The sequence below is a fragment of the Citrobacter arsenatis genome (assembly GCF_004353845.1).
Taxonomy (GTDB): domain Bacteria; phylum Pseudomonadota; class Gammaproteobacteria; order Enterobacterales; family Enterobacteriaceae; genus Citrobacter; species Citrobacter arsenatis.
This window is the reverse complement of sequence record NZ_CP037864.1, coordinates 4,496,351-4,520,567: the sequence shown is the minus strand read 5'-3', so window position 1 is coordinate 4,520,567 and position 24,217 is coordinate 4,496,351. Positions and strand designations below refer to the sequence as shown.

Genomic DNA, 24,217 nt, shown 5'->3' with positions numbered 1-24,217 from the left:
AAATTTTTATGCGCGGTAATTTTTTTGACAGCAGTAAGTTAAGGAAAGAATAAGTTATGGCAAGACCACCCAAACCACCCGCCTATCTTGATGAAATCGCGGGACAGCAGTGGAAGACAAAAGCAAAGCAGATGGCTGAGCGCGGGGATTTAACCCCTGCGGACTGGAACAACCTTGAGCTGTATTGCGTCAATTATTCCATGTACCGGAAAGCCGTTGCAGATATTGCCCTGCGCGGGTTTTCAGTTGAAGGATCTCGTGGGGCCACAACCAGTAATCCGGCGCTGAAAGCCAAATCTGATGCTGAGAAAATTATCATTAAAATGTCGTCGCTGTTGGGTTTTGATCCGGTAAGCCGTCGCCGTAATCCGGTTGAAACGGAAGAGGAGGACGAGCTTGACCGTCTGGGATGAGTACGCAAACGCTGTAAAATTGGGGGAGATCCCGGCCTGTAAACGGCTGAAACAGGCCGTAAACCGGTACTTTTCAGACCTGTATGACCCCCGTTATGTGTTCGATACGGCGACCGTAGAACGGTTTATTGCCTTCTCCCGACTCTGTCCACACGTTAAAGGACCTCTGCGGGGCCAGCCTATCGCGCTGGAACCGTGGCAGCAATTCGCCTTCGCTAATCTGCTGGGCTTTAAGGTCAGGGAGACAGGTCGCAGAAAGTACAGCAGCGCCTTTATCGAAGTGCCGCGCAAGAATGCCAAATCCACTGTGGCCGCCATGCTGGCTAACTGGTTCCTGGTAATGGAAAAAGGCCAGCAGGATATTTACACGGCGGCGGTGAGTCGGGATCAGGCCCGTATCGTGTTCGACGATGCCCGCCAGATGTGCCTGCTGTCAAAACCGCTGAAAAAGCGCGTCAATATTCAGGCGCACAAGATCATTTTCCCGAAGAGCAACAGCCTGTTAAAACCGCTGGCGGCAAAAGCGGCCACTATTGAAGGGACTAACCCAAGCCTGGCGATTGTCGATGAATACCACCTTCATCCGGATAACGGAGTTTATTCCGCGCTTGAGCTGGGTATGGGCGCACGTCCTGAGGCGATTTTGTTCGCCATCACTACTGCCGGGAGTAACGTCGTTTCCGTCTGTAAACAGCATTATGACTACTGCTGCCAGATTCTGGCCGGGGAAGAGAGCAACGATTCTCTGTTTGTCCTGATCTACGAGTTGGACGACGAAAGCGAGGTTGAACAGCCGGAAATGTGGATCAAGGCTAACCCTAACCTGCATGTGTCCGTTGACGCCGCGAAACTGGAATCCACCATCCAGAAAGCGCGGGGCATACCGTCACAGTGGGTGGAAATGCTGACCAAACGTTTCAATATCTGGTGTCAGGGATCCACGCCGTGGATGGGGGCCGGGGCATGGGATGCCTGCGTACTTGATTATGCTGAAGAAGACCTGGCCGGAATGGAGTGTTACGCCGGGTTTGATCTGTCCTCAACCAGCGATATCACCAGTATAAGTTACGCTTTCCCGTTCGACAGGGAGATTCGACTTCTTACCCGTCATTATCTGCCGGAAGCGCAGCTGCTTAACGTCGCTAACAAAAACCGCGCCATCTACCGCCAGTGGGTGAAAGCGGGCTGGATACGCACCACGCCCGGCGACTGTATCGACTATGACCGCATCCGTGATGATATCCTGCGCGACGCTGAAAAATTCAGTATCCGGCTGGTGGGCTTTGATACGTGGAACGCGACGCATCTGCGTACCCAGCTACAGGGGGCGGGGCTCGATGTGGAGCCTTTCCAGCAAACTTATCTGCGGTTCAGCCCGGTGGCTAAATCTTTTGAGGTGTTCGTTAACCGTAAGGTATTACGCCATCGTGGCGATCCGGTTCTGTCCTGGGCGATGGGTAACGTGGTGATGGAGTCCGACGCTAACGCCAACATAAAGCCTAACAAAAAGAAATCCGGTAACAAGATAGATCCTGCGGTCGCAGCGTTGATGGCGTTCGGTACCTTCCAGGCAGAGCATGAGGATTTTGCTTTTGATATGAGTGATAGCCACAAAGAGCGATTAAATACTTTTCATGGGATTTGATTTTTATCTATGTATTTGTTTTCAGTGTTAATAATTGATGGGAATGGACTCAAAAAATGTGGGCTGCTAATTGTATATAAAGATAAAATGGTTTCTGTTGTTTTGTTTAAATTTGCATGCAGTGGAGGCATGTATTTTATGATGCCATGTCCAAAGTTGAATTTAATTACGTGGGATGTGTTTTTTCCCTCTTTTATCAAGATAACGGTTCTTTGCTTATCTTCAACTAAACACAAGTGCTCCATATCGAAAGATATTACTTTGAAAAAACTATTTCCAGGGATTTCAATCGAAGACTCAAAGATCTGTTTTTTGAAAACATATAATTTATTCATCAGTTTATTTATTTCACGGCGCATGTTTATACTGATGCCATTGCCAGTAAATCCGCCTCCTGGAGAAAAAAGCAGAACTCCATTTTTAAGTTTTATAGGTACATTTATATATGCACCGCGTAGTTTTATCCTGTCCTCTTCTGAAATCTCTTTATCATTACCTAAAACACCACGAACGACATAAGCATCAAGTAAGTGAGGCCAGTTCTCATAACAAATTTCTAATAGCTCTGTTTTTGCCCAAAGGTGACAGTTTTCTTTTTTTGAATGCTTATAAACTCCGATGATGTATACATCATTTACATCAACTTTTGCGATTATCTCATAACCAGTTCGAACTATTAGATCTCTATCTTTTCCAGTGCTTTGATACTTTTCGCCTAAATGGAAGTGATGAAAACCAAAGTCTTGAAGAAAAGCATCCAGAAAATTAATATTCTTAATGTGGCGGCTTTGATGTGAGTTCACATTAGCACCCATTTTGAACTTTTTAAGTATTAAGTTAATACCCCGTAAATGCTCTGCAGGGATTTTTATTTTCTGTGGTAAATGTATAGTTCTAGGCCTAGGTTCTACCAACCTAAACATCATATTTGCATAACATTCAAATCCCGATATGTTTAATTTATTAGGAATTTTAAATCCAGCTTTTCGTAATTTTTGTAAGAATATGTCGTTTACGTCTTTCTCTAATGAAAATTGAATGTTTTCCATAAACAATCCTTTTTTATAGATATGCTCATCTTTCTATAGTTCTGAAAGAATAACCTTCTTTTATATTATTTTATTTTTCCATGTCTGTATGAGGAAAACACTCATACTACCTGCTAAGTTTACGGCAAGTAAAGCATGCCTATCAGATGCTTTTGTAGGTTTTCTCCCTGTGCCATGAGCATCTCCTAATCTATTTCTTAATGTGCCAAGGCCATTTACGATGGCAGAACATCCACCAAGAATTTGCTTAAAAATTTGTTCTGTATGTTGCTCTGGTGCAAGATTTAGCTCTTTTGCTACTAATTTGTATAGCTCACCCATATCAGTATTACGATCGTAAGTAACATTTAGGTCATCTAATATGTGCTTACAAACAGTTTCTACGAGACTTCTCGCGGCGGTGATTGCGCCTTCAGGATCTCGCAATCTTCGCTCTAAAGCTTTGGCCCAAGCATCGTTAACACCGGCTTCATCATAGCTCTTGAGTCCGTCAGTAATCAAAATATCTGATGGTGAGGCATTTTTATGCTCTAAAAAGTCAAGCAAAGGTTGGAATTCATCCCAAATGATCTTACGCCTAGGGGCGTAACTTTCTGTTTGTTTAATGTATTGCCAGAATTGGCTAAGTGAACGACACGTTCTGACAAATTGAGGAAGATGGTTGGTTAGGCTGGTAGAGTTCAGGAAGTAATGCCGTAATTGCTTATATGCAACCTCATCATCTCCCTTTCCTGTTGCCCGATCCAAAAGGATGTTCTGTAGGGCGAGAGCTCGCTCTAAATCATTTTGTAACGTGTCAAGCAAGCTATCCATGTAGATCACCAAGTCTTGGATTGTCTAAACCCGTAACTGCAGATGCCTTGTAGAATTACTCACCAATACTTTGCGGGGGTATCCTATAGGTATCCTAGAAAACCATAGAATCAAGAACTGCACGTAACTTATTGAAAAGTGGTGGCCCCTGCTGGACTTGAACCAGCGACCAAGCGATTATGAGTCGCCTGCTCTAACCACTGAGCTAAGGGGCCGTGGCGGTGGATTATAAAGTAACTCTGCGTTGCAATCCAGACATAAGCGTACGGATGCTGTTTTTATAAACAATGTATTTTCAGTCCGTTATACTTGCTCCTCTGATGTATTGTTCGGAGTAATTATGGTTAAGGACATACTGGCGCCGGGGCTGCGCGTGGTGTTTTGCGGCATCAATCCGGGGCTATCTTCCGCAGGTACAGGATTCCCCTTTGCACACCCCGCTAATCGCTTCTGGAAGGTCATCCATCAGGCGGGATTTACCGATCGTCAGCTAAAACCTGAAGAGGCACAGCACCTGCTGGACTTCCGCTGCGGCGTGACTAAGTTTGTCGACAGACCAACGGTACAAGCCAATGAAGTGAAGCTACAGGAGATGCGTAGCGGCGGCCGTCTGCTGATTGAGAAAATTGAGGAGTATCAGCCAGCCGCGCTTGCGATCCTCGGGAAGCAGGCATTTGAGCAGGGTCTTAGCCAACGTGGGGCGCAGTGGGGAAAACAGACGCTGACCATTGGCGCGACGCAAATATGGGTATTGCCAAATCCCAGCGGGTTAAGCCGGATCACGCTGGATAAACTGGTGGAGGCGTACCGGGAGGTGGATGTGGCGTTGAAGGCGCGCGGCCTGTAGGGCGGATAAGTGAAGCGCCATCCGGAATAATTTGTGAGATTGCCGGATGGCGGTGTAAACGCCTTATCCGGCCTACGGGTCTTCGAGTAACAGGCGAAAAAAAAGCTCCCATCAGGGAGCTTTTTCACGTTTTAAAGCTGGAGATTAATCGTCGAGGAAGCTACGCAGTACTTCAGAGCGGCTCGGGTGACGCAGTTTACGCAGCGCCTTCGCTTCGATCTGACGGATACGTTCACGGGTAACGTCGAACTGTTTACCCACTTCTTCCAGCGTGTGGTCGGTGTTCATATCGATACCGAAACGCATACGCAGAACTTTTGCTTCACGCGCGGTCAGGCCAGCCAGAACGTCGTGCGTTGCGGCACGCAGGCTCTCGGTGGTCGCAGAGTCCAGCGGCAGCTCGAGGGTGGTATCCTCGATGAAATCACCCAGATGCGAATCTTCATCGTCGCCGATCGGCGTTTCCATGGAGATAGGCTCTTTAGCGATCTTCAGCACTTTACGGATCTTGTCTTCCGGCATTAGCATGCGTTCAGCCAGTTCTTCCGGCGTCGGCTCACGACCCATCTCTTGCAGCATCTGACGGGAGATACGGTTGAGCTTGTTGATGGTCTCAATCATATGTACCGGGATACGGATGGTACGAGCCTGATCCGCGATCGAACGGGTGATCGCCTGACGGATCCACCAGGTTGCATAGGTGGAGAACTTGTAACCACGACGGTATTCAAACTTATCAACCGCTTTCATCAGACCGATGTTACCTTCCTGAATCAGATCCAGGAACTGCAGGCCACGGTTGGTGTATTTTTTGGCGATAGAGATAACCAGACGTAAGTTTGCTTCAACCATCTCTTTTTTCGCACGGCGGGCTTTCGCTTCACCGATAGACATACGACGGTTGATATCTTTAACCTGCTCGATGGTCAGGCCGGTTTCTTCTTCAATCTGCTGCAGCTTCTGCAGGCCGCGGTGAACGTCATCTGCCACGTCGTGCAGTTTTTCAGACCACGGTTTGTTCATCGCGATTGCCGCGTTGAACCAGGTTTCGCTGGTTTCGTTGCCGGTGAACAGAGTGATGAAGTTTTTCTTCGGCATTTTGCACTGCTCAACGCAGAGCTTCATGATCAGACGTTCCTGAGTACGCACGCGGTCCATCATGACGCGCATGCTGTTTACCAGGTAGTCGAACTGCTTCGGCACCAGGCGGAACTGTTTGAACACTTCAGACAGCTTCTGAATTTCTTCCTGCGCGGCAGCATGGCTGCGGCCTTTCGCTTTGATGGTGTCGCGAGTGATTTCGTACTGAGTACGCAGTTCACCGAATTTTTCACGCGCTAATTCAGGGTCGATGCTGTTGTCGTCATCGCTGCTGTCGTCGTCGCCATCTTCTTCATCTTCGTCTTCATCGTCATCCAACTCTTCCTGAGAGAGTTCAGATCCGACGTGCGTCGCCGTTGGTGCCATGTCTTCTTCCGCGTTCGGATCGACAAAGCCGGTGATCAAATCGGAAAGACGCGCTTCTTCAGCTTCTACGCGATCGTACTGCTCGAGCAGGTAGGTGATAGCTTCTGGGTATTCGGCAACAGAACATTGAACCTGGTTAATCCCGTCTTCGATGCGTTTAGCGATGTCGATTTCGCCTTCACGGGTTAACAGTTCAACGGTACCCATTTCACGCATGTACATGCGGACCGGGTCAGTTGTACGACCGATTTCGGACTCAACGCTGGACAGAACCTGGGCAGCCGCTTCTTCCGCGTCTTCATCGGTGCTGTTGGAGGTTTCAGCAAGCAGCAGATCATCGGCATCAGGTGCTTCTTCCATCACCTGAATACCCATGTCATTGATCATTTGGATGATGTCTTCGATTTGATCTGAATCGACGATATCTTCCGGCAGATGGTCATTGACCTCGGCATAGGTCAGATAGCCTTGCTCCTTACCACGTTGGACAAGAAGCTTCAGCTGTGACTGCGGGTTTTGCTCCATAAGACGGTATCCACACTTAATTCGTTTGATTGGTGTTGGGCGGTAAAACCGCCAACGGCAAAACGAGGGCATACTTATATTTTGCCGCTGCCTCTCCGTGCGGCTGTCGGGGGCTTCCCGATCGATATTCGGCAGTTAAGCCGTTAAATACTTCATCCTTCACGTTGTCTCTGCGTTAGCTGCGTTCGTTACTCGGCTCATCCTGAGCCTCGCCCCTTACGGGACCGCCGTAAACAGCGTTCAAATCCGCTCCCGGCGGATTCGTCATCCTGGTCATGTACTTATGTACACTCCCAGGCGTTCGTTCACTTACTGCCTTGATACAACGCGAATGATTTTGTCTTTGTTTTGTCTTTCACTTATTTTTTTGCCAGTTCCTGGTTCAGCGTCCAGAGTTCCCGGCGTTCTTCGTTGCTTAAACCGTGTGTGCGCTCACGAGCTATCAACTCTTCCTGGCGCAGTTCAAGCATCGAATCAAACATATGATTGAGTGAGTCGGTGAAGGTTTTTTCTGCGATATCCTTATCTGCTATATCGTCCCACATCGACAGTTTTTCAAGGGTCGCAGCATCATTTGTGCCACGATAGTGTTCTAAAAGTTGCCCGGTGGTCAGACCTGGCTGAGCCAGACAAGTGTTGACCAGTTCTCTGAATAAGCCAAGTCCAGGCAGCTTATTGCTATCCAGTGCGCCTAACGGCGGAACCAGTGGGGCGAGGCCTGGGTTCTGTACCAGCAACCCTATAAGTATACGCATGGTCGTACGTTTTAGCTGTGGAACAGGGCGGGAAGCCCCATTTTCTGCCAGTTTTGGCATTAAACGTTCAAGCTGGCTGTCATCCAGAATGCCGAGCTTGTTTCCCAACTCCTGTCGCAGATAAATGCGCAACGTTTCGCCTGGTACCTGAGTAATCAGCGGTAATGCCAGCGTGCTGAGCTGCGCGCGTCCATCCGGGGTACTCAAATCCACCTGCGGCAACAGGCTGTTAAATAAAAACGCGGAGAGCGGCAGCGCCTGCTCCATCCGGGCTTCAAAGGCCTCTTTCCCTTCTTTACGCACCAGCGTATCGGGGTCTTCGCCGTCAGGTAAAAACATAAAGCGTAGCTGGCGTCCGTCTGTCATATAGGGCAGTGCGGTTTCCAGTGCGCGCCATGCTGCGTCGCGCCCGGCACGGTCGCCGTCGTAACAGCAAATTACATTGTTCGTCGCACGGAACAACAGCTGAATGTGATCGGCGGTGGTTGACGTCCCAAGGGATGCCACGGCGTAGTTAATGCCGTATTGCGCCAGCGCCACCACATCCATATAGCCTTCTACCACTAACAGGCGCTGCGGATCGGCGTTATCCTGCTGTGCTTCATAAAGGCCATACAGCTGGCGACCTTTATGGAAAATATCGGTTTCTGGGGAGTTGAGATACTTCGGCAGGGCATCGCCCAGCACGCGTCCACCAAAACCAATGACCCGACCACGCTTGTCGCGGATGGGGAACATCACCCGTTCGCGGAAGCGATCGTAACTGCGTCCCTGATCGTTGGTGACCAGCATCCCCGCATCGACCAGCGATTTGCGATTCTCGGCATTGCCACCAAACCGTTTCAGGACGTTGTCCCAGCCGGGAGGCGCAAAACCAATGGCAAAACGGGTGATAACGTCGCTACTTAATCCTCGCTTTTCCAGGTACTGGCGCGCGGGGGTAGCGGCGGGTTGTATCAAAGACTGTTGATAAAAAGTGTTCAGGCCGTCCATCAATTGATAAAGGCTTTGCCGTTGATGGCGCTCTATCTGACTGGGGCCACTGCCTGCTTCATAAGGCACTTCAAGGTTGTGCATTGCGGCCAGTTCTTCGACGGTTTCCACAAACTCGAGCTTGTCGTAGTTCATGAGAAAGTCGACGGCGTTGCCATGCGCGCCACACCCAAAGCAGTGATAAAACTGTTTTTCACCGTTTACGGTGAAAGAGGGGGTTTTTTCGTTATGGAACGGACAGCACGCGTGATAATTTTTGCCCTGCTTTTTCAGCTTTACCCGCGCGTCGATGAGATCGACGATGTCGGTTCTTGCCAGCAGGTCATTGATAAATACACGTGGGATTCGTCCAGCCATATGCCCCGTTATTACACTTCATCCTTCAAACTGTCTCTGCGTTGGCTGCACTCGCTCACCCCTATCACTTACTTAAGTAAGCTCCGGGGATTCACTCACTTGCCGCGTTACTCGGCTTGCAGCCTCGCCCCTTCGGGGCCAGCGTTAGCGCTGTTCAAAACGCTAACGCGTTTTGTGATACAGCATGAATGATTTTGTGTAATTGCTGATGTATAAACGAAAACAAGCCGCGCATTCCTTCCGGAAGCACGGCCTTACAACTACAACTCAGTCTGAATTGAGAGCTTTTGCTCTCAATGGATTAGTACAGACGAGTACGGCGTGCGTTTTCGCGAGCCAGTTTCTTCGCGTGACGTTTCACAGCAGAAGCTTTAGCGCGCTTACGTTCGGTAGTCGGTTTTTCATAGAACTCACGACGACGAACTTCCGCCAGAACACCTGCTTTTTCGCATGAACGCTTGAAGCGACGCAGTGCTACGTCGAACGGCTCGTTTTCACGTACTTTAATTACCGGCATGTAACTCTCACCTTTAATAAATTCGGTTTGCCGCTGGCATCAACGCCAGCTTATTTCAAAATGGTGCGGAATTTTACTGCAATTGCTGCTGCTTTGTAAAGCACCGACGCGATTTTGAAAGGGACTTTTATAAGGACAAGGAGTATACACGAGCGGAACTCCTGGGGCGAACAAAGTTTTACATCAACCCGCATTGGTCCTACACTGCGCGGTAATAGAGCGAGGTAAAACAAGTCATGCGTGTACTGGGTATTGAAACATCCTGCGATGAAACCGGCATCGCCATTTACGACGATGAAAAAGGTCTTTTAGCCAACCAATTGTATAGTCAGGTGAAATTACACGCTGACTACGGCGGCGTAGTGCCAGAACTGGCCTCGCGCGATCACGTACGTAAAACCGTACCGCTGATCCAGGCCGCGCTGAAAGAAGCGGGACTGACGGCAAAAGAGATCGATGCGGTGGCATATACCGCAGGTCCTGGTCTGGTTGGCGCGCTGCTGGTTGGCGCAACCGTAGGTCGTTCGCTGGCGTTCGCCTGGGGCGTACCAGCAATTCCTGTGCACCACATGGAGGGGCATCTGCTGGCACCGATGCTGGAAGATAATCCCCCTGCGTTCCCGTTCGTCGCGCTGCTGGTTTCCGGCGGTCACACGCAGCTGATCAGCGTCACCGGTATCGGTCAGTATGAATTGCTGGGCGAATCGATTGACGATGCCGCAGGCGAAGCGTTCGACAAAACCGCTAAGCTGTTGGGGCTGGATTATCCTGGCGGCCCAATGCTGTCAAAGCTGGCTTCGCAAGGCGTTGAAAAACGTTTTGTCTTCCCGCGCCCGATGACCGACCGTCCGGGGCTGGATTTTAGCTTCTCCGGCCTGAAAACCTTCGCCGCGAATACCATTCGTAATAACGAAAATGACGATCAGACGCGTGCAGATATCGCCCGTGCGTTTGAAGATGCGGTGGTCGATACGCTGATGATCAAGTGTAAACGCGCGCTGGATCAAACCGGTTTTAAACGTCTGGTGATGGCGGGGGGCGTGAGCGCGAACCGTACGCTGCGCGCAAAACTGGCCGAGATGATGCAAAAACGTCGTGGCGAAGTGTTTTATGCGCGCCCGGAATTTTGCACCGACAACGGGGCGATGATCGCCTACGCGGGCATGGTGCGTTTTAAAGCGGGTGCAACGGCGGATCTTGGCGTGACCGTGCGTCCACGCTGGCCGCTGGCGGAATTACCGGCGGCGTGAGTTTTTTGCCCGGTGGTGGCTTTGCTTACCGGGCCAACAAAACCGTAGGCCGGGTCAGGCGAAGCCGCCACCCGGCGATAAATCGTGCTACATCCGCAGCATTCCTTTCTCTTCCAGAAACGCGATAATTTTTTCCAGACCTTCTCCGGATTTTAAATTACTAAACGTCCACGGACGCTCGCCGCGCATGCGCAGGGTATCGCGCTCCATCACCTCCAGCGAGGCGCCCACATAAGGGGCCAAATCGGTTTTATTGATCACCAGAAAATCGGATTTAGTGATCCCCGGACCACCTTTACGTGGGATCTTCTCGCCTTCGGCAACGTCGATCACATAGATCGTCAGATCCGCTAATTCTGGGCTGAAGGTGGCGCTCAGGTTATCGCCGCCGCTTTCCACAAAAATCAGATCCAGATTGCCGAATTTCTCGCTCAGCGCTTCTACGGCGGCCAGATTCATCGACGCATCTTCGCGGATGGCGGTATGTGGACAGCCGCCGGTTTCCACGCCGACGATCCTGTCTGGCTCCAGTGCGCCCGCCTCGGTGAGAATGCGCTGATCTTCTTTGGTGTAGATATCGTTGGTCACCACGGCCAACTGATAGCTGCTGCGCATGGCTTTGCATAATGCTTCCAGCAGCGCCGTTTTGCCGGAACCAACCGGGCCGCCAACGCCCACACGCAGGGGATGCTTGTTGTTACTCATTTTTTCTCCTCAGGAGCGGAATAATCGGGAATATTGGGTTTCATGTCGGGCAGAGGCGATTGCAGCCAGCGGCGTTGCGGAGCCGAGGCTGGCCTCAGGACACGCCAGCGCCTGTACCAAACCCTGCGCATAGCGATCGCAGAGCGTAATAATCAAACGTTGGGCCGCCTGTTGCCCAAAAGGCACCAGTTTGACACCTGCCATTACAGCGCTCTCAATCCAGCTGTAGCCGAGGCTTAGCGCCAGCTCCATCAGGGGGATTTTCCAGCGCACACCCAGCCAGGCCATACCGCAGAGTTGGCTGTCGACAAAGAGCGCGCGCCACTCCCGCGAGCAGTCCGCCTCCCAGTCGGTGACCAGCCGCGTAAACGCCGCGCCTCGGCTGCGTTCTTCATCCCGTAGTTCGCGGGTTTCGCGACAAGCCAACAGGTAAGCGCTCCAGCGGCGTGCGGCGACGAGATCGTCCTGCTCGCAGGCACGATACAGTCTCGCCAGCAACGGTAGGTCGACGGTAAAAAAGTTTTGCTCCATCTGCTGGATTTGCCAGGCAGAGAAGTCATCGACGCTTTTCACCCAGCCGATTTCCACCGCCCATTCCAGGCCCTGGGACCAGGTAAACGACCCCACCGGGAGCGCGCTGCTGGCGAGCTGCATCAGACGTAGCCGTTGGGTGTTATGCATCAGTGCGCATGGCCGTGATGATGCCCGTGTGATTCACTGGCATAAGCGCCTGCTTCAGGTTCAAACGGCAACTGGGCGAACGTCACCTCGAGATTGAACTGGCGCAACATATCGTCCAGCACATGATCGTGGTGGTAGCGCAGCTCATCGGGCAGAATTTGCAGCGGTACGTGGCGATTGCCGAGGTGATAGCAGGCTTTGGCGAGCAGGAAAGGATCGGCGCAGCGCACTATGGAAACCGACTCCGGCGCGGCGATCACTTCGATCACCTCAGTTCTATCTTCGGTAGTTAACAGATCGCCACCGCGTAGCAGCAAACCGCGCGGTAGCATCAGCCCGGCTTCGCGACCGTCGTTTAGCGCTACTCTGGCGCGGCTTTTAACCCGAATATCAATGGGTAGCGTGACGCTTGCGGTGACGCGGTGGGCGTGCTCAAGGCGTTGGGTCAGGTAGATCATCGTCACTCCTCAAAACAGAAAATAGCGTTGCGCCATCGGCAAAATGTCTGCCGGTTCGCTGGTGATGAGTTCGCCATCAATACGCACCTCGTAGGTCTGAGCATCGACGGTGATATTGGGTTGCAGGCCGTTGTGGATCATGTCGGCCTTTTTCACCGTCCGGCAGCCTTTGACGATGGCGATGGCGCTTTGCAAATTGAGCTGCTGCGGGATGTTCTGCGCGTCAGCGGCTTGTGAAATAAATGTCAGTCGGGTGTGATGCCGCGCTGCGCCAAGTGCGCCGAACATCATGCGGTAATGCACGGGCTGCGGCGTGGGGATCGAGGCGTTGATGTCACCCATCGGCGTGCAGGCGATCATCCCGCCCTTGACGATCGTCGCCGGTTTTACGCCAAAAAAGGCGGGTGACCACAGCACCAGATCGGCCAGTTTTCCAGGCTCAACGGAACCGACTTCATGGGCGATACCGTGGGTTAGCGCCGGGTTGATGGTGTATTTGGCGACGTAGCGTTTAACGCGCTGGTTGTCGTTGTCGCCGGTTTCCTCTGCCAGCGGGCCACGCTGAATCTTCATGCGGTGCGCCACCTGCCAGGTGCGCAGGATCACTTCGCCCACGCGCCCCATCGCCTGTGAATCGGACGAGGTCAGAGAAAACGCGCCAATGTCATGCAGAACATCTTCGGCAGCGATCGTTTCCCGGCGAATGCGTGATTCAGCAAAGGCAACGTCTTCGGCGATATCCGGGTCGAGGTGGTGGCAAACCATCAGCATGTCGAGATGTTCGTCGATGGTGTTGACGGTATAGGGCAGCGTCGGGTTAGTGGAGGAGGGCAGAATATTCGGATGCGCGCAGGCGGTGATGATATCCGGCGCATGGCCTCCGCCCGCGCCTTCGGTGTGGAAGGTATGAATGGTGCGATCGCCAATCGCTACCAGCGTATCTTCCACGAAACCGGACTCATTGAGCGTGTCGCTGTGCAGCGCTACCTGGATGTCCATTTCGTCGGCCACGGTCAGCGCACAGTCGATAGCGGCAGGCGTGGCGCCCCAGTCTTCATGGATTTTCAGGCCAATCGCGCCCGCGCAGATTTGCTCGCGTAGGGTGTCTGGGTTTGAGCCGTTGCCTTTGCCCAGCAAACCGATGTTAACCGGCAACGCGTCTGCTGCCTGCAGCATGCGCGCGATGTACCAGGGACCCGGCGTACAGGTGGTGGCGTGAGTTCCTGCCGCCGGACCAGTGCCGCCGCCGATCATCGTCGTCACGCCGGAAACCAGCGCCTCCTGGGCCTGCTGTGGGCAGATCCAGTGAATATGGGTATCCACGCCGCCCGCAGTGACGATCTTGCCTTCCCCGGCGATGACTTCTGTTCCCACGCCTATTGGGATCGTGACGTTGGGCTGAATATCGGGATTACCTGCTTTGCCGATGGCGAAGATCCTGCCAGCTTTGATGCCGATATCCGCTTTCACGATCCCCCAGTGATCGACGATCAGCGCGTTGGTTATCACCAGATCCACGCATGCCTCGGCGCGCATTTGCCCCTGACCCATGCCGTCGCGGATCACTTTTCCGCCGCCAAATTTGACCTCTTCGCCGTAGGTGGTGAAGTCTTTTTCCACCTCGATCCACAGGGCGGTATCCGCCAGGCGCACTTTATCGCCGGTGGTTGGGCCAAACATGTCGGCGTACGCCTGTCGGGAAATTTCACTCATTATCTGTCTCCAGCGCGCCCATTACTTCGCTGCGAAAACCCACGATCCTTTGTGCGCCAGCGACGCGCACCAGTTCGACTTCGCGTTTTTGTCCCGGCTCAAAACGTACCGCCGTGCCCGCAGCAATGTTCAGACGAAAGCCGCGTGCGGCCTGCCTGTCAAAGCGTAGCGCCGGATTCACCTCATAAAAGTGATAGTGCGATCCCACCTGGATGGGCCTGTCGCCATGATTTTCCACCACGATCGTGCAGGTCTCCCGTCCTTGATTGAGCGCGATATTGCCTTTTGCGATCTGATATTCACCTGGGATCATTGTCGCTCCTTAGACGATCGGGTTGTGGACGGTGACCAGCTTCGATCCGTCAGGAAATGTGGCTTCAACCTGAATATCCGGGATCATCTCCGGTACGCCTTCCATCACCTGATCGCGGCGCAGGACGTGACGCCCGTCCTCCATCAGCGCGGCCACGGTTTGCCCGTCGCGTGCCCCTTCCATGATGAAAGCGCTAATCAGCGCCACCGATTCCGGGTAGTTCAACTTCAGCCCGCGGGCCAGGCGACGTTCCGCCACCAGCGCGGCGGTAAACAGCAACAGCTTGTCTTTTTCTCTGGGGGTCAGTTCCATAAGGGTTCTCTTAGGTTTGCCAGATTCGCGGGAGCACGGGCGCTTTGTGTGTCAGCAGCGGGCGTAGAAATTGCCAGATGTCGCGCATAACGCGCTGGACAACCAGGTTGTCGTTAGCAAGAAAACGGATTGTCAGCAGCGAATCGTTAAGCGTTGCCCCGGCGTAATCGCCAAGCGCCGTAAGTCGCTCCCGCGTGCCCTCGAGCATATGTTCGCTGGCCGGATAACTCAGCAACGTGCCGACCCAGGGATGATGTGCGACGCCGCTCAGATTCCCCTCCTGCAACTGCAAGCGTTCTATCAGCAGTGGCTGCCCATCTCGCCACACTTCCAGACGGTTTTGCAGCGTGCCGTAACTGAAAGTCTCCTGCATAACTGGTCGCCCAAGGCGCAGCAGGTCCCAGGCCAGCAGGCGGCTTGTGGATGTCAGATGAAAGACGGTCTGAATAGCGGCGTTGGCGCCGGGAAAGAGGATCGTATCCTGCGGCAGCCACTCCAGCGTCGCGTGGGGCGCGAGCGTGAAATGCTGGTGCAACAATGCCTGCGGTCCGCGACTGCGATAAAACTTTCCCGCGCCGGGCTGGGTGATTAACGCGTGGCTGTTTTCGTCGAGTGTTACGGCGATATGGAGCTCATCTCCGCCGACGATCCCCGCCGGTGGATGAAGCAAATAGAGATGGCAAACGTCATCTTCCGGGTAAAACGGGCGCTGAACCGTCAATGGACCATGATGACGCGCCGAGGCGAGCACCGTTTTGTGCCCGGTGCGGGTAAAATGCAGATCCAGTTCGGCCTGCCAGCCCCGTGTGAGTGTCTCGTGCGCAACCGTGTCCAGAGCGTTTCCCTTATCAGCATGAGGGTGTTTGCATACAAAAAAGTATGCCTCAGCGCATCGGGAAATCGATCATATGAGAAGCTTATGGATAAAGGGGCGACAATACGCCGCCCCACCAGGGTTTTACAGTAAAACGAGGGGCATCCAGACCAGACCGGTAATCACCAGCAGCACGAGGAAAATCAGGCCAAAAATAGCACCGAGTCGCCAGTAATCCACCGTAGGCAAATAACCGCTGCCGTAGTAGATAGGGCTAGGACCGGTGGCGTACGGGGTAAGAATGCTGCCCAGGCCAATGGCGGCGCCGACCATCAGGCAGAAGACCGGTAGTGGGATTTCCGGCATCGCCAGCGCGGCGGCAATCATCATCGGTGCGAGGGCGGAGGTATACGCCGTGGCGCTGGCAAAGAAGTAGCGCAGCAGATAGAACACCACGATCAGCGCCACCATCACCATCATCGGCGAATAGCCGCTCAGCCCGTTTGCCAGTAGCTTGCCAAACCAGGTAATAAAACCGGTGTTATTGAGCCCGGTTGCCAGCGTGATCAGCGAGGCCAGCCAGAAAAAGACGTTCCACGCGGCTTTATTGCTGACGATGTCATCCCAGCTAATGATGCGTAGTACCAGCATCAACGCCACTACGCTGTATCCGACCATTGCGGCGTCAATGTAGTCGCCGCCGAAGATCCACAGCACCAGCGCGCCGACCATCAGTACCAGCATCTTTTTCTCGCGAGCGCAGAGAGGTCCCATTGCTGTTAGTTCGGTTTCCGCCCAGCGCGGAACCTGATCGCCGGATTTCAGCACCGGTGGATACAACACATACGCCAGCCACGGCACGATCAGCACCAGTAAAATGCTCAGCGGCAGCATGCCTAAGAACCAGTCACCCCAGCTCAGCGCGGTGTGGGACGCGCCTTTCATCAGGCCGATCAACAGCAGGTTCGGCGCCATCGCCGTTAAGAAAATAGCGCTGGTGACGCAGTCGGCGACAATGCCCATCCACATGATGTATGAGCCAATGGAGCGTGAACTGGCGCTATTGGGCTGTGAGTTATACAGCGGTGGCAGGTTGCGGATAATCGGATAGATTATTCCGGCTCCGCGTGCGGAGTTGGACGGCGTGACGGGGGCGAGGATAAGCTCAGAGAACATCACCGCATAGCCGAGAAACAGCGTCCGGTGCCCCATCTTTTTCACCAGCATCAGCGCGATACGCCGACCAAGCCCGGTTTTCTCATAGCCGGTACCAAACATAAAGGCCGCGAAAATCAGCCAAATGACCGAGTTTGAAAAGCCAGATACCGCCCACGACAGCGATTTGGCGGTAAATTTAAAACCGTCCTGCGCGAGTTGCTCCGGGCTGAACAGCAGCCACGGTGAAAGGACGGCGATGATCGAAATGCCAATCATCGCCACTACCGCGCCCGGTACAGGTTCCAGAATAAGCCCGACAATCACACCGGTAAAGACGGCAAAATAGAGCCAGGTGTGGCTCTCAAGACCGGTGGGGACGGGTAGAACAGCAATAATGGCGATGACCACCAGCGGAGCCAGGTATCGCCACCAACCAGCTAAAGGTGCCATTGTTGTATCCCTGCGAAAGGGGGAGAGGCGCAGCGCCTCTCCGGGAGGGTTATTTGATGTAGTGCACGTGCTCGCAGATCTCTTCCACGATCGGATCGCGGCGTTCAGCGAACAGTTTTTTGTTTTCGGCGATCAGGTTATTGCCGTGGGTATCGATGGAAACGATCAGCGGACCGAACTCTTTGACCCGACACACCCACAGGGACTCCGGCATGCCGAGTTCCGTCCAGTGTACCTCTTCGATCTCTTCAACCTGGGTTGCCGCCACGACCGCGCAGCCTGCCGGGAAGATGACGTGCAGTGCTTTAAACTGCTTGCAGCCTTCTTCCGTCAGCGGTCCCATACCGCCCTTGCCGACCACCAGCTTGACGCCAGTCTGTTCGATAAAGTCTTTCTCAAACGCTTCCATACGCATGCTGGTGGTTGGGCCAACGGAGACCATCTCCCATTTTTCACCGTTCTTACGTACGATCGGGCCCGCGTGGAAAATGGCTTTGCCGTTCAGGTCATAAGGGATCGGGCGCTTCAGTTCGATCAGGCGACGGTGGCAAACGTCACGGCAGGTCACCAGCGTACCGGTCAGGTAAATGACATCGCCAACGCGAATGTCTGCCAGATCTTCGGCTTTGATCGGGGTTGTGAGGATCTTTTTCATAACGCGCTCCGGGTGTGAGACAGGTTTTCGAAGGAGAGGTCAGCATGAACCAACAGCGTGCCGCGACGGTGCGCCCAGCAGCCGGTAGAGACAGCAACGCCGATAGTCGACGGGTGGCGCGCGGCGGATTCGATATGTACGCCCATCACCGAGCTATTACCGGTTAGCCCTTGTGGACCAATACCCAGACGGTTAAGCCCTTCTTCCAGACGCAGTTCCAGCTCGGCCGCTTTCGGATTCGGATGACGTGAGCCGATAGGACGCAGCACCGCTTTACGAGAAAGAACGGCGGCGGTTTCAACGGAGGTGGCAATACCTACGCCCACCAGCACCGGCGGACAGGCGTTGACTGCCAGCGTGGAGATATTTTCGAAGACAAATTTCACCACGCCTTCGTAGCCCTCAGAGGGCATTAACACTTTCGAGCGTCCCGGCAGCGTACAGCCGCCGCCTGCCATGTAGACTTCAATTTCTGCGTCATCATTATCAGGAATGATGTCCCAGGTAACCCACGGCACACCGGTACCGGTATTTTTGCCGGTATTCACTTCATCAAAAATCTCGACCGCGTTATGGCGCAGCGGCGCTTTCACCGTGGCATCTTCAACGGCCTGCTTCAGGATGCTTTGCAGTTCGCCGAGGAGCGGAAAACGGGAACCCACTTTCACAAAAAACATAATCTCGCCGGTGTCCTGACAGGCAGGACGGTTCAGGTCGATAGCCTTCTGCATGTTGTCAAACATGGTGTGATAGATAATTTTACCCATCGGCGAGGTTTCGCCTTCACGCAGCTGTTTTAATTTATCCACGACGTCGTCAGGCATGCGGGTAGAAATCATGGCGGTAAAGTCCGCGACAATGTTCGTCAGCGTAGTTATCGCATTTTGGTTATTTTGATTGCTCATCTTGTTAACTCCAGTTCTTTTATTTATCTGGAAATAAATTCTCCGCCACAAACTACCACCAAAAATGTGGGTTTATATTATTTGCCACTGTGAATATCTAATTAACAGTTCGTGAATGATGTCCGGATAAGGCAATAAAAATTGCGCAAAGGCAGGGTTTATTACGCATGAGCGAATTACACTGCGGTTAACAACATTACGGATATACCGATTATGCTGAACACGTATCCCCTGGCGAAAGACCTGCAGGTGCTGGTTGAGATTGTGCATAGCGGCAGCTTCAGCGCCGCCGCCGCGACGCTTGGCCAAACGCCGGCGTTTGTGACGAAACGCATTCAGATCCTTGAGGCTACTCTGGGGACGACACTGCTAAGCCGTTCCGCGCGTGGCGTGGCTTTAACGGAGAGTGGTCAACGTTGCTATGAACATGCGCAGGCGATCCTCGCGGGCTATCAGCATCTGGTTGATGACGTCACGCAGCTCAAAACGCGCCCGGCTGGGATGATTCGTATCGGCTGTAGCTTTGGTTTTGGGCGCAGTTATATTGCGCCAGCCATTACCGAATTGATGCATAGCTATCCTGAATTACAGGTACATTTTGAACTTTACGATCGGCAAATTGATTTGGCTCATGACAATATCGATTTGGATATTCGGATTAATGACGAGATTCCGGATTATTATATTGCACATTTGTTAACGAAAAACAGAAGAATATTATGTGCAGCACCAACATATTTACAAAAATACGGTGAGCCGACGACGTTACAGGAATTAAGTCGTCATGATTGTCTGGTCACCAAAGAACGCGATATGACTCACGGGGTGTGGGAGCTGGATAACGGGCAAGAGAAAAAGTCGGTCAAGGTAGCGGGTCATCTTTCTTCTAACAGCGGTGAGATAGTGCTGCAGTGGGCGCTTCAGGGAAAGGGCATTATGCTACGTTCCGAATGGGACGTGCAGCCGTTTCTGGCAAGCGGCGAACTGGTGCGTGTGCTACCGGACTATGCGCAAAGCGCCAATATTTGGGCGGTTTATCAGGAACCGCTGTATCGCAGCGTGAAGCTGCGCGTGTGCGTGGAGTTTCTGGCAACGTGGTGTCAGAACCGATTAGGCAAACCGGTGGAGGGGTATCAAATCCCGTAGGTTGTAGGCCGGATAAGACGCTTTAGCTCCGTCATCCGGCAGTACCGTCACTCAGGATCTCTTTCGCGTTTTTTCTTCAGCTTGGTCCAGATCTTTGGCTCCTGACGGCGCCACAATCGCTGAATGTTGTCATGGTGACGTAGCAGAATTAAGCACGACAGCATGGATACCGGGAAAGTGAACTGGGGATTGAACCACCAGACGTAAAACGGGGCGATCAGCGCGCTGACGATCGCGCCCAGCGACGAATAGCCGCTTAATAAGACGGTCAGCAGCCAGGTTCCGGCCATCACGCCGGTTAAGTCCCAACCAATTGGCGCAATCGCGCCAAAGGCGGTGGCAACGCCTTTGCCACCCTTAAAGCCGAAGAATACCGGCCAGATGTGTCCCAGACAGGCGGCGATCGCGATCAACCCCAGCCAGAAGGGGCTAACGCCTAGCGCATAGGCACCCCAGACGGGTAACATACCTTTCAGGACGTCGAAAATCAGCACGGCGACGGCGGCTCCCTTGCCACCGATGCGCAATACGTTTGTCGCGCCCGGATTCCCTGAGCCGCTGTCACGCGGGTCCGGTAATCCAGCAAGGCGGCATACCAGAATAGCACTGGAGATTGAGCCGCAGAGGTACGCGAAGATAATCATTCCAGGCGCGATTGCACTCATAAGCTGTTCCGTTTTGAAAATGTCGTGTAAAACGCTACTTCTGTGGATAATACGCATATTTCGCCGGAAGTGGTATCCGGGTTAGCCAAAAAGCAGGCAGGTCGTGATGGATATTGTATTTATAGAGCAACTTTCTGTAATCACCACTATTGGTGTTTACGACTGGGAACAAACGATCGAACAAAAGTTGGTGTTCGATATCGAAATGGCGTGGGATAACCGTAAATCGGCTAAAAGCGATGATGTGGCTGATTGCCTGAGCTATGCTGATATTGCTCAAACGGTTGTAAATCATGTAGAAGGCGGGCGTTTCGCGTTGGTAGAACGCGTGGCGGAAGAGGTGGCAGATCTGCTGCTTAGCCGCTTTAATTCTCCCTGGGTACGGATCAAACTCAGTAAACCTGGCGCGGTAGCCCGTGCGGCGAACGTCGGGGTTATCATTGAGCGTGGCAATAATCTGAAAGAAAATAATTAATTTAATAATTTCTAAAACAAACGGGTATAAAAGGGTCCTTTCGTCGGCTCTTTTTTGCCGTGGTTTCTCTATCTAGGGGTTTATTAATGAGTGATATGCACTCGCTGCTGGTGGCGGCAATTTTGGGTGTGGTCGAGGGATTGACGGAATTTTTACCCGTTTCCAGTACCGGCCATATGATTATTGTTGGCCACCTGTTGGGCTTTGAGGGTGATACCGCAAAAACATTCGAAGTGGTTATCCAGTTAGGCTCTATCCTGGCAGTCGTGGTGATGTTCTGGCGACGTTTGTTCGGCTTGATTGGCATTCACTTCGGTAAGGTCCCACATGAAGGTACTGGCAAAGGTCGGCTGACGCTGGGGCATATCCTGTTGGGGATGATTCCTGCCGTGGTTCTCGGACTGATATTCCACGACACTATCAAATCGCTGTTTAACCCGATCAACGTGATGTACGCGCTGGTGGTAGGGGGCGTGCTGCTGATTGCCGCAGAATGCCTGAAGCCGAAAGAGCCGCGTGCGCCGGGTCTGGATGATATGACCTATCGCCAGGCGTTTATGATCGGCTGTTTCCAGTGTCTGGCATTGTGGCCGGGCTTTTCTCGCTCCGGTGCGACAATTTCTGGCGGTATGCTGATGGGCGTGAGCCGTTACGCGGCATCTGAATTCTCTTTCCTGCTGGCTGTGCCGATGATGATGGGCGCAACAGCGCTGGATCTCTACAAGAGCTGGTCGTTTCTCAGCGCATCAGATATTCCGATGTTTGCCGTCGGTTTCGTGACGGCATTTATCGTGGCGCTGGTGGCGATCAAAACCTTCCTGCAGTTGATTAAGCGCATCTCGTTCATTCCGTTTGCGATTTACCGCTTTGTTGTAGCGGCTGCCGTTTACGTCGTGTTCTTCTGATGACTTTCCGTGGTGCCGGATGGCGCTGCGCTTATCCGGCCTACGGGCGCAATATGTAGGCCGGATAAGGCATTTATGCCGCCATCCGGCAACGCAATGTCTACGCTTTCGGGCAACGCTGCTCCTTCCAACTGGCCACTGCCGCGATGCGACGCCGGGTCAGTTCCTCGCGAATAGCCTGACCTTTGAATCCCGCGGCAACGACGTCTTTCGTTGGCACTGCCTGCGCAACCAGCCAGGCTTCGCGCAACAGTCTGCCTTGCGGGTAATCCGCCGCTTCAAAACCGGTTCGTCCTCGCACGTCGGCCTCGCTGGTCAGGGCGATTTGCTCCACGCGCTGCGGTTTACGCCAGGCATCGATGGAATCAAACAGCTTAACGATGGTTTTGGGCTGCAGGATCGGGAAGGTATGAATCAGGTCGTGGAACTCGGCCACCAGTTTGGCTAAATCACGGATGTCATTCGGCACGCGCAGGCGCAGACACAGTTGCTCGACCAGCTTAACCCCCGCCGGACCGTGGCCGTGGTGGCGCGGCCACAACGCTTTAGGTGTCAATGCTTTGCCAAGATCGTGGCATAGCGTGGCGAAACGCACGTCGACCTCAGGACTTAACATGGCGGCCATCGACAGCGTCATCAGCGTATGAATCCCGGTATCGATTTCCGGGTGCCACTGCGCGGGCGCGGGAACGCCAAACAGGGCATCCACTTCCGGAAACAGAACGCGCAGTGCGCCGCAGTCGCGCAGAACCTGAAAAAAGATCTGTGGATTACGGGTGGTTAATGCGCCTTCCGTTTCTTTCCACACCCGCTCTGGCGTCAGATGTTCCAGTTCGCCAGCGTCGTTCATGTCGCGCATCAGCGTCATGGTTTCGTCCGCAATACGAAAACCGAGGTGCGCATAGCGGGCAGCAAAGCGCGCCACGCGCAGCACGCGCAGCGGATCTTCGCTAAAGGCAGGAGAAACATGGCGCAGCAGACGCCTTTCCAGATCGTCGCGCCCGTTATACGGATCGATAATTTCTCCGTCGTCATCGCGGGCGATTGCGTTGATGGTCAGGTCGCGACGCTGAAGATCGGCCTCCAGCGTTACATCTGGCGCGGCGTAGCAGGTGAACCCAGTATACCCCGAGCCGGATTTACGTTCGGTACGCGCCAGCGCATACTCATCCCGGGTTTGCGGATGCAGAAACACGGGAAAATCGCGGCCTACCTGCTGGTAGCCCGCGTCGAGCATCTCTTGCGGTGTGGCACCGACAACAACCCAATCTTTATCTTTAATCGGTAGCCCTAATAACGCATCCCGAACAGCACCACCGACCAGATAAATCTTCACGCCACTTTCCTTTTGAAATTATGATCTCTTAATCATATGTCAGTGTGGCGGAGAAGGCGATTCAGTTCATCCAGCGATCTTTGCGTTTACGGCTTGGGATCATGTGTGGCAGAACCAGACCGAGCAACAGACCAAGGCCCAGCACGCCGCCGCCGTACATAAACCACTGCATAATGATGGTGCGCTGTTTGTCATCAAGCTGAAGGTTGGCTGCGCTGACCTTCTTTTGCGCCACAATAAGCTCGTTTTTCAGCTTCTGATTTTCTTGTTTCAGCCCGTCGATCACGCTGTCGCTTTGCGATACTTTTTGCTGCATATCGGCGGTGCGCTGATTCCACGTGGTATCGATATTATTGAGCTTATCGGTCAAGGTCTTAACCTGGTTTTCCAGATCGGGAACGCGGGTACGCAGGCTTGGCGTACTGTTCAGCTCTTTCAGTGGGATCCAGGCGGTACGACCGGTGCTGTCTTTCACCTGAGCGTAGTTAGTGTTGGCATCGGTCTGTAATAGCGTAACTTCCTCGCCGGCGTTAACCGTGCCCACGAGGCGATAATTATCTCCCGGACCGCTGCGGACCCAGGTGTTCAGTTCGTCAGAGACATAGCGCTTTTCTTCGGCATGAGAGACTGCAGTGGCGCTAAGTGCGAGTAAAGTTAATCCAATCAGGCGTAATTTTGGCATCAGGCTGTCGTTATTGTCATAGAAAGTGGAACGATAGTAGTGGCATCAGTGTCTCTACGCAAAGCATTCGACATCAATCGGAATCATCTGTGTCCTTTTTGCCACCACCCGAAACTTTTACGCCCGTCAAATTGCTCGTTGCATGGCAATTTGGCGCAAAATACTATCTACTGACCATAAAGAACGAACTTAGTTCGCAGTCAGTTTTCTCAA

General features: G+C 53.1%; 25 protein-coding genes, 1 tRNA gene and 1 pseudogene. 8 read left to right on the top strand and 19 right to left on the bottom strand.

The genetic code is table 11. The annotated features are described in order from the left end of the window. Positions 1-56 precede the first annotated feature (56 nt). Positions 57-413, top strand: a complete 357-nt coding sequence (locus tag E1B03_RS22690; protein WP_071692247.1) for a phage terminase small subunit P27 family — start codon at positions 57-59, stop codon at positions 411-413. Further along, a complete protein-coding gene (locus E1B03_RS22685) occupies positions 397-2,058 on the top strand; it encodes a terminase large subunit (RefSeq protein ID WP_133086972.1) in 1,662 nt (553 codons plus the stop codon). Before E1B03_RS22690 ends, E1B03_RS22685 begins: the two co-directional genes overlap by 17 nt. Here E1B03_RS22685 and E1B03_RS22680 read toward each other — a convergent pair. The 3 genes from E1B03_RS22680 to E1B03_RS22670 form a co-directional block, all read right to left on the bottom strand. Next, the gene (locus E1B03_RS22680) at positions 2,046-3,107 is read right to left on the bottom strand and encodes a hypothetical protein (protein WP_133086971.1); all 1,062 of its coding nucleotides are present in this window, start codon (positions 3,105-3,107) and stop codon (positions 2,046-2,048) included. The two genes, E1B03_RS22685 and E1B03_RS22680, sit on opposite strands and share 13 nt — an antisense overlap. A 60-nt stretch (positions 3,108-3,167) precedes the next feature. Further along, on the bottom strand, positions 3,168-3,920 hold the full coding sequence (locus E1B03_RS22675; RefSeq protein ID WP_133086970.1) for an abortive infection family protein: 753 nt from the start codon (positions 3,918-3,920) through the stop codon (positions 3,168-3,170). 139 nt (positions 3,921-4,059) lie between these two features. Beyond that, a tRNA-Ile gene (locus tag E1B03_RS22670) sits at positions 4,060-4,135 on the bottom strand. Positions 4,136-4,260: 125 nt separating this feature from the next. On the opposite strand from E1B03_RS22670, the gene mug reads away from it, so the two are divergent. Further along, entirely contained in the window at positions 4,261-4,767 is a 507-nt protein-coding gene (gene mug, locus E1B03_RS22665) for a G/U mismatch-specific DNA glycosylase (RefSeq protein WP_103769771.1), read from the top strand. Positions 4,768-4,911: 144 nt separating this feature from the next. Here the strand turns inward: mug and rpoD are convergent, their stop codons facing one another. The 3 genes from rpoD to rpsU form a co-directional block, all read right to left on the bottom strand. Next, positions 4,912-6,759 (bottom strand): RNA polymerase sigma factor RpoD, encoded by a 1,848-nt coding sequence (gene rpoD / locus E1B03_RS22660; protein ID WP_103769770.1) that lies wholly within the window; start codon positions 6,757-6,759, stop codon positions 4,912-4,914. Between the two features lie 359 nt (positions 6,760-7,118). Next, positions 7,119-8,864 (bottom strand): DNA primase, encoded by a 1,746-nt coding sequence (gene dnaG, locus E1B03_RS22655; RefSeq protein ID WP_133086969.1) that lies wholly within the window; start codon positions 8,862-8,864, stop codon positions 7,119-7,121. Positions 8,865-9,165: 301 nt separating this feature from the next. Beyond that, a complete protein-coding gene (gene rpsU / locus E1B03_RS22650; protein ID WP_001144069.1) occupies positions 9,166-9,381 on the bottom strand; it encodes a 30S ribosomal protein S21 in 216 nt (71 codons plus the stop codon). A gap of 236 nt (positions 9,382-9,617) precedes the next feature. On the opposite strand from rpsU, the gene tsaD reads away from it, so the two are divergent. Continuing rightward, positions 9,618-10,631, top strand: a complete 1,014-nt coding sequence (tsaD, locus tag E1B03_RS22645) for a tRNA (adenosine(37)-N6)-threonylcarbamoyltransferase complex transferase subunit TsaD (RefSeq protein ID WP_003024694.1) — start codon at positions 9,618-9,620, stop codon at positions 10,629-10,631. Positions 10,632-10,718: 87 nt separating this feature from the next. Here the strand turns inward: tsaD and ureG are convergent, their stop codons facing one another. From ureG to ttdA, 10 genes are all read right to left on the bottom strand, one after another. Next, complete coding sequence (gene ureG, locus E1B03_RS22640; protein WP_103769768.1) at positions 10,719-11,336, bottom strand: urease accessory protein UreG; 618 nt, start codon at positions 11,334-11,336, stop codon at positions 10,719-10,721. 9 nt (positions 11,337-11,345) lie between these two features. Continuing rightward, positions 11,346-12,017, bottom strand: a complete 672-nt coding sequence (locus E1B03_RS22635) for an urease accessory protein UreF (RefSeq protein ID WP_133086968.1) — start codon at positions 12,015-12,017, stop codon at positions 11,346-11,348. Beyond that, complete coding sequence (gene ureE, locus E1B03_RS22630) at positions 12,017-12,475, bottom strand: urease accessory protein UreE (protein ID WP_133086967.1); 459 nt, start codon at positions 12,473-12,475, stop codon at positions 12,017-12,019. The genes E1B03_RS22635 and ureE overlap by 1 nt, the downstream gene beginning before the upstream one ends. A gap of 9 nt (positions 12,476-12,484) precedes the next feature. Beyond that, positions 12,485-14,188: an urease subunit alpha gene (ureC, locus tag E1B03_RS22625; protein ID WP_133086966.1), complete on the bottom strand. Its 1,704-nt coding sequence runs from the start codon at positions 14,186-14,188 to the stop codon at positions 12,485-12,487. Next, positions 14,181-14,501 (bottom strand): urease subunit beta, encoded by a 321-nt coding sequence (locus E1B03_RS22620; protein ID WP_103769764.1) that lies wholly within the window; start codon positions 14,499-14,501, stop codon positions 14,181-14,183. The genes ureC and E1B03_RS22620 overlap by 8 nt, the downstream gene beginning before the upstream one ends. Positions 14,502-14,510: 9 nt before the next feature. After that, positions 14,511-14,813 carry an urease subunit gamma gene (locus E1B03_RS22615; RefSeq protein WP_003024678.1) on the bottom strand — a complete coding sequence of 101 codons (303 nt, stop codon included), beginning with the start codon at positions 14,811-14,813 and terminating at the stop codon, positions 14,511-14,513. A 10-nt stretch (positions 14,814-14,823) separates the two neighbouring features. Then, on the bottom strand, positions 14,824-15,648 hold the full coding sequence (locus tag E1B03_RS22610) for an urease accessory protein UreD (protein ID WP_207949472.1): 825 nt from the start codon (positions 15,646-15,648) through the stop codon (positions 14,824-14,826). Positions 15,649-15,771: 123 nt separating this feature from the next. Then, the gene (locus E1B03_RS22605) at positions 15,772-17,235 is read right to left on the bottom strand and encodes an anion permease (RefSeq protein ID WP_133086964.1); all 1,464 of its coding nucleotides are present in this window, start codon (positions 17,233-17,235) and stop codon (positions 15,772-15,774) included. Positions 17,236-17,284: 49 nt separating this feature from the next. Next, positions 17,285-17,890, bottom strand: a complete 606-nt coding sequence (gene ttdB / locus E1B03_RS22600; RefSeq protein ID WP_032937359.1) for a L(+)-tartrate dehydratase subunit beta — start codon at positions 17,888-17,890, stop codon at positions 17,285-17,287. Next, the gene (ttdA, locus tag E1B03_RS22595; protein ID WP_016154538.1) at positions 17,887-18,795 is read right to left on the bottom strand and encodes a L(+)-tartrate dehydratase subunit alpha; all 909 of its coding nucleotides are present in this window, start codon (positions 18,793-18,795) and stop codon (positions 17,887-17,889) included. The genes ttdB and ttdA overlap by 4 nt, the downstream gene beginning before the upstream one ends. A 213-nt stretch (positions 18,796-19,008) precedes the next feature. On the opposite strand from ttdA, the gene ttdR reads away from it, so the two are divergent. Then, on the top strand, positions 19,009-19,941 hold the full coding sequence (ttdR, locus tag E1B03_RS22590; RefSeq protein ID WP_103769760.1) for an L-tartrate utilization transcriptional activator TtdR: 933 nt from the start codon (positions 19,009-19,011) through the stop codon (positions 19,939-19,941). A gap of 47 nt (positions 19,942-19,988) precedes the next feature. Here the strand turns inward: ttdR and plsY are convergent, their stop codons facing one another. After that, positions 19,989-20,606 (bottom strand): glycerol-3-phosphate 1-O-acyltransferase PlsY, encoded by a 618-nt coding sequence (plsY, locus tag E1B03_RS22585; protein WP_003828443.1) that lies wholly within the window; start codon positions 20,604-20,606, stop codon positions 19,989-19,991. A gap of 106 nt (positions 20,607-20,712) precedes the next feature. On the opposite strand from plsY, the gene folB reads away from it, so the two are divergent. The 3 genes and pseudogenes from folB to E1B03_RS26780 all read left to right on the top strand — a co-directional run. Then, positions 20,713-21,081, top strand: coding sequence for a bifunctional dihydroneopterin aldolase/7,8-dihydroneopterin epimerase (gene folB / locus E1B03_RS22580; RefSeq protein WP_038633959.1), 369 nt, complete (start codon positions 20,713-20,715; stop codon positions 21,079-21,081). Between the two features lie 86 nt (positions 21,082-21,167). Then, on the top strand, positions 21,168-21,986 hold the full coding sequence (bacA, locus tag E1B03_RS22575) for an undecaprenyl-diphosphate phosphatase (protein ID WP_103769759.1): 819 nt from the start codon (positions 21,168-21,170) through the stop codon (positions 21,984-21,986). Between the two features lie 9 nt (positions 21,987-21,995). Further along, a pseudogene (locus E1B03_RS26780) lies at positions 21,996-22,163 on the top strand (hypothetical protein); the annotation flags it as partial. Here E1B03_RS26780 and E1B03_RS22570 read toward each other — a convergent pair. Both E1B03_RS22570 and E1B03_RS22565 read right to left on the bottom strand, forming a co-directional pair. Then, positions 22,087-23,322, bottom strand: coding sequence for a multifunctional CCA addition/repair protein (locus E1B03_RS22570; RefSeq protein ID WP_133086963.1), 1,236 nt, complete (start codon positions 23,320-23,322; stop codon positions 22,087-22,089). The pseudogene E1B03_RS26780 and the gene E1B03_RS22570 overlap by 77 nt on opposite strands. Before the next feature lie 61 nt (positions 23,323-23,383). Then, the gene (locus E1B03_RS22565) at positions 23,384-24,004 is read right to left on the bottom strand and encodes a TIGR04211 family SH3 domain-containing protein (protein ID WP_038633948.1); all 621 of its coding nucleotides are present in this window, start codon (positions 24,002-24,004) and stop codon (positions 23,384-23,386) included. Positions 24,005-24,217 lie beyond the last annotated feature (213 nt).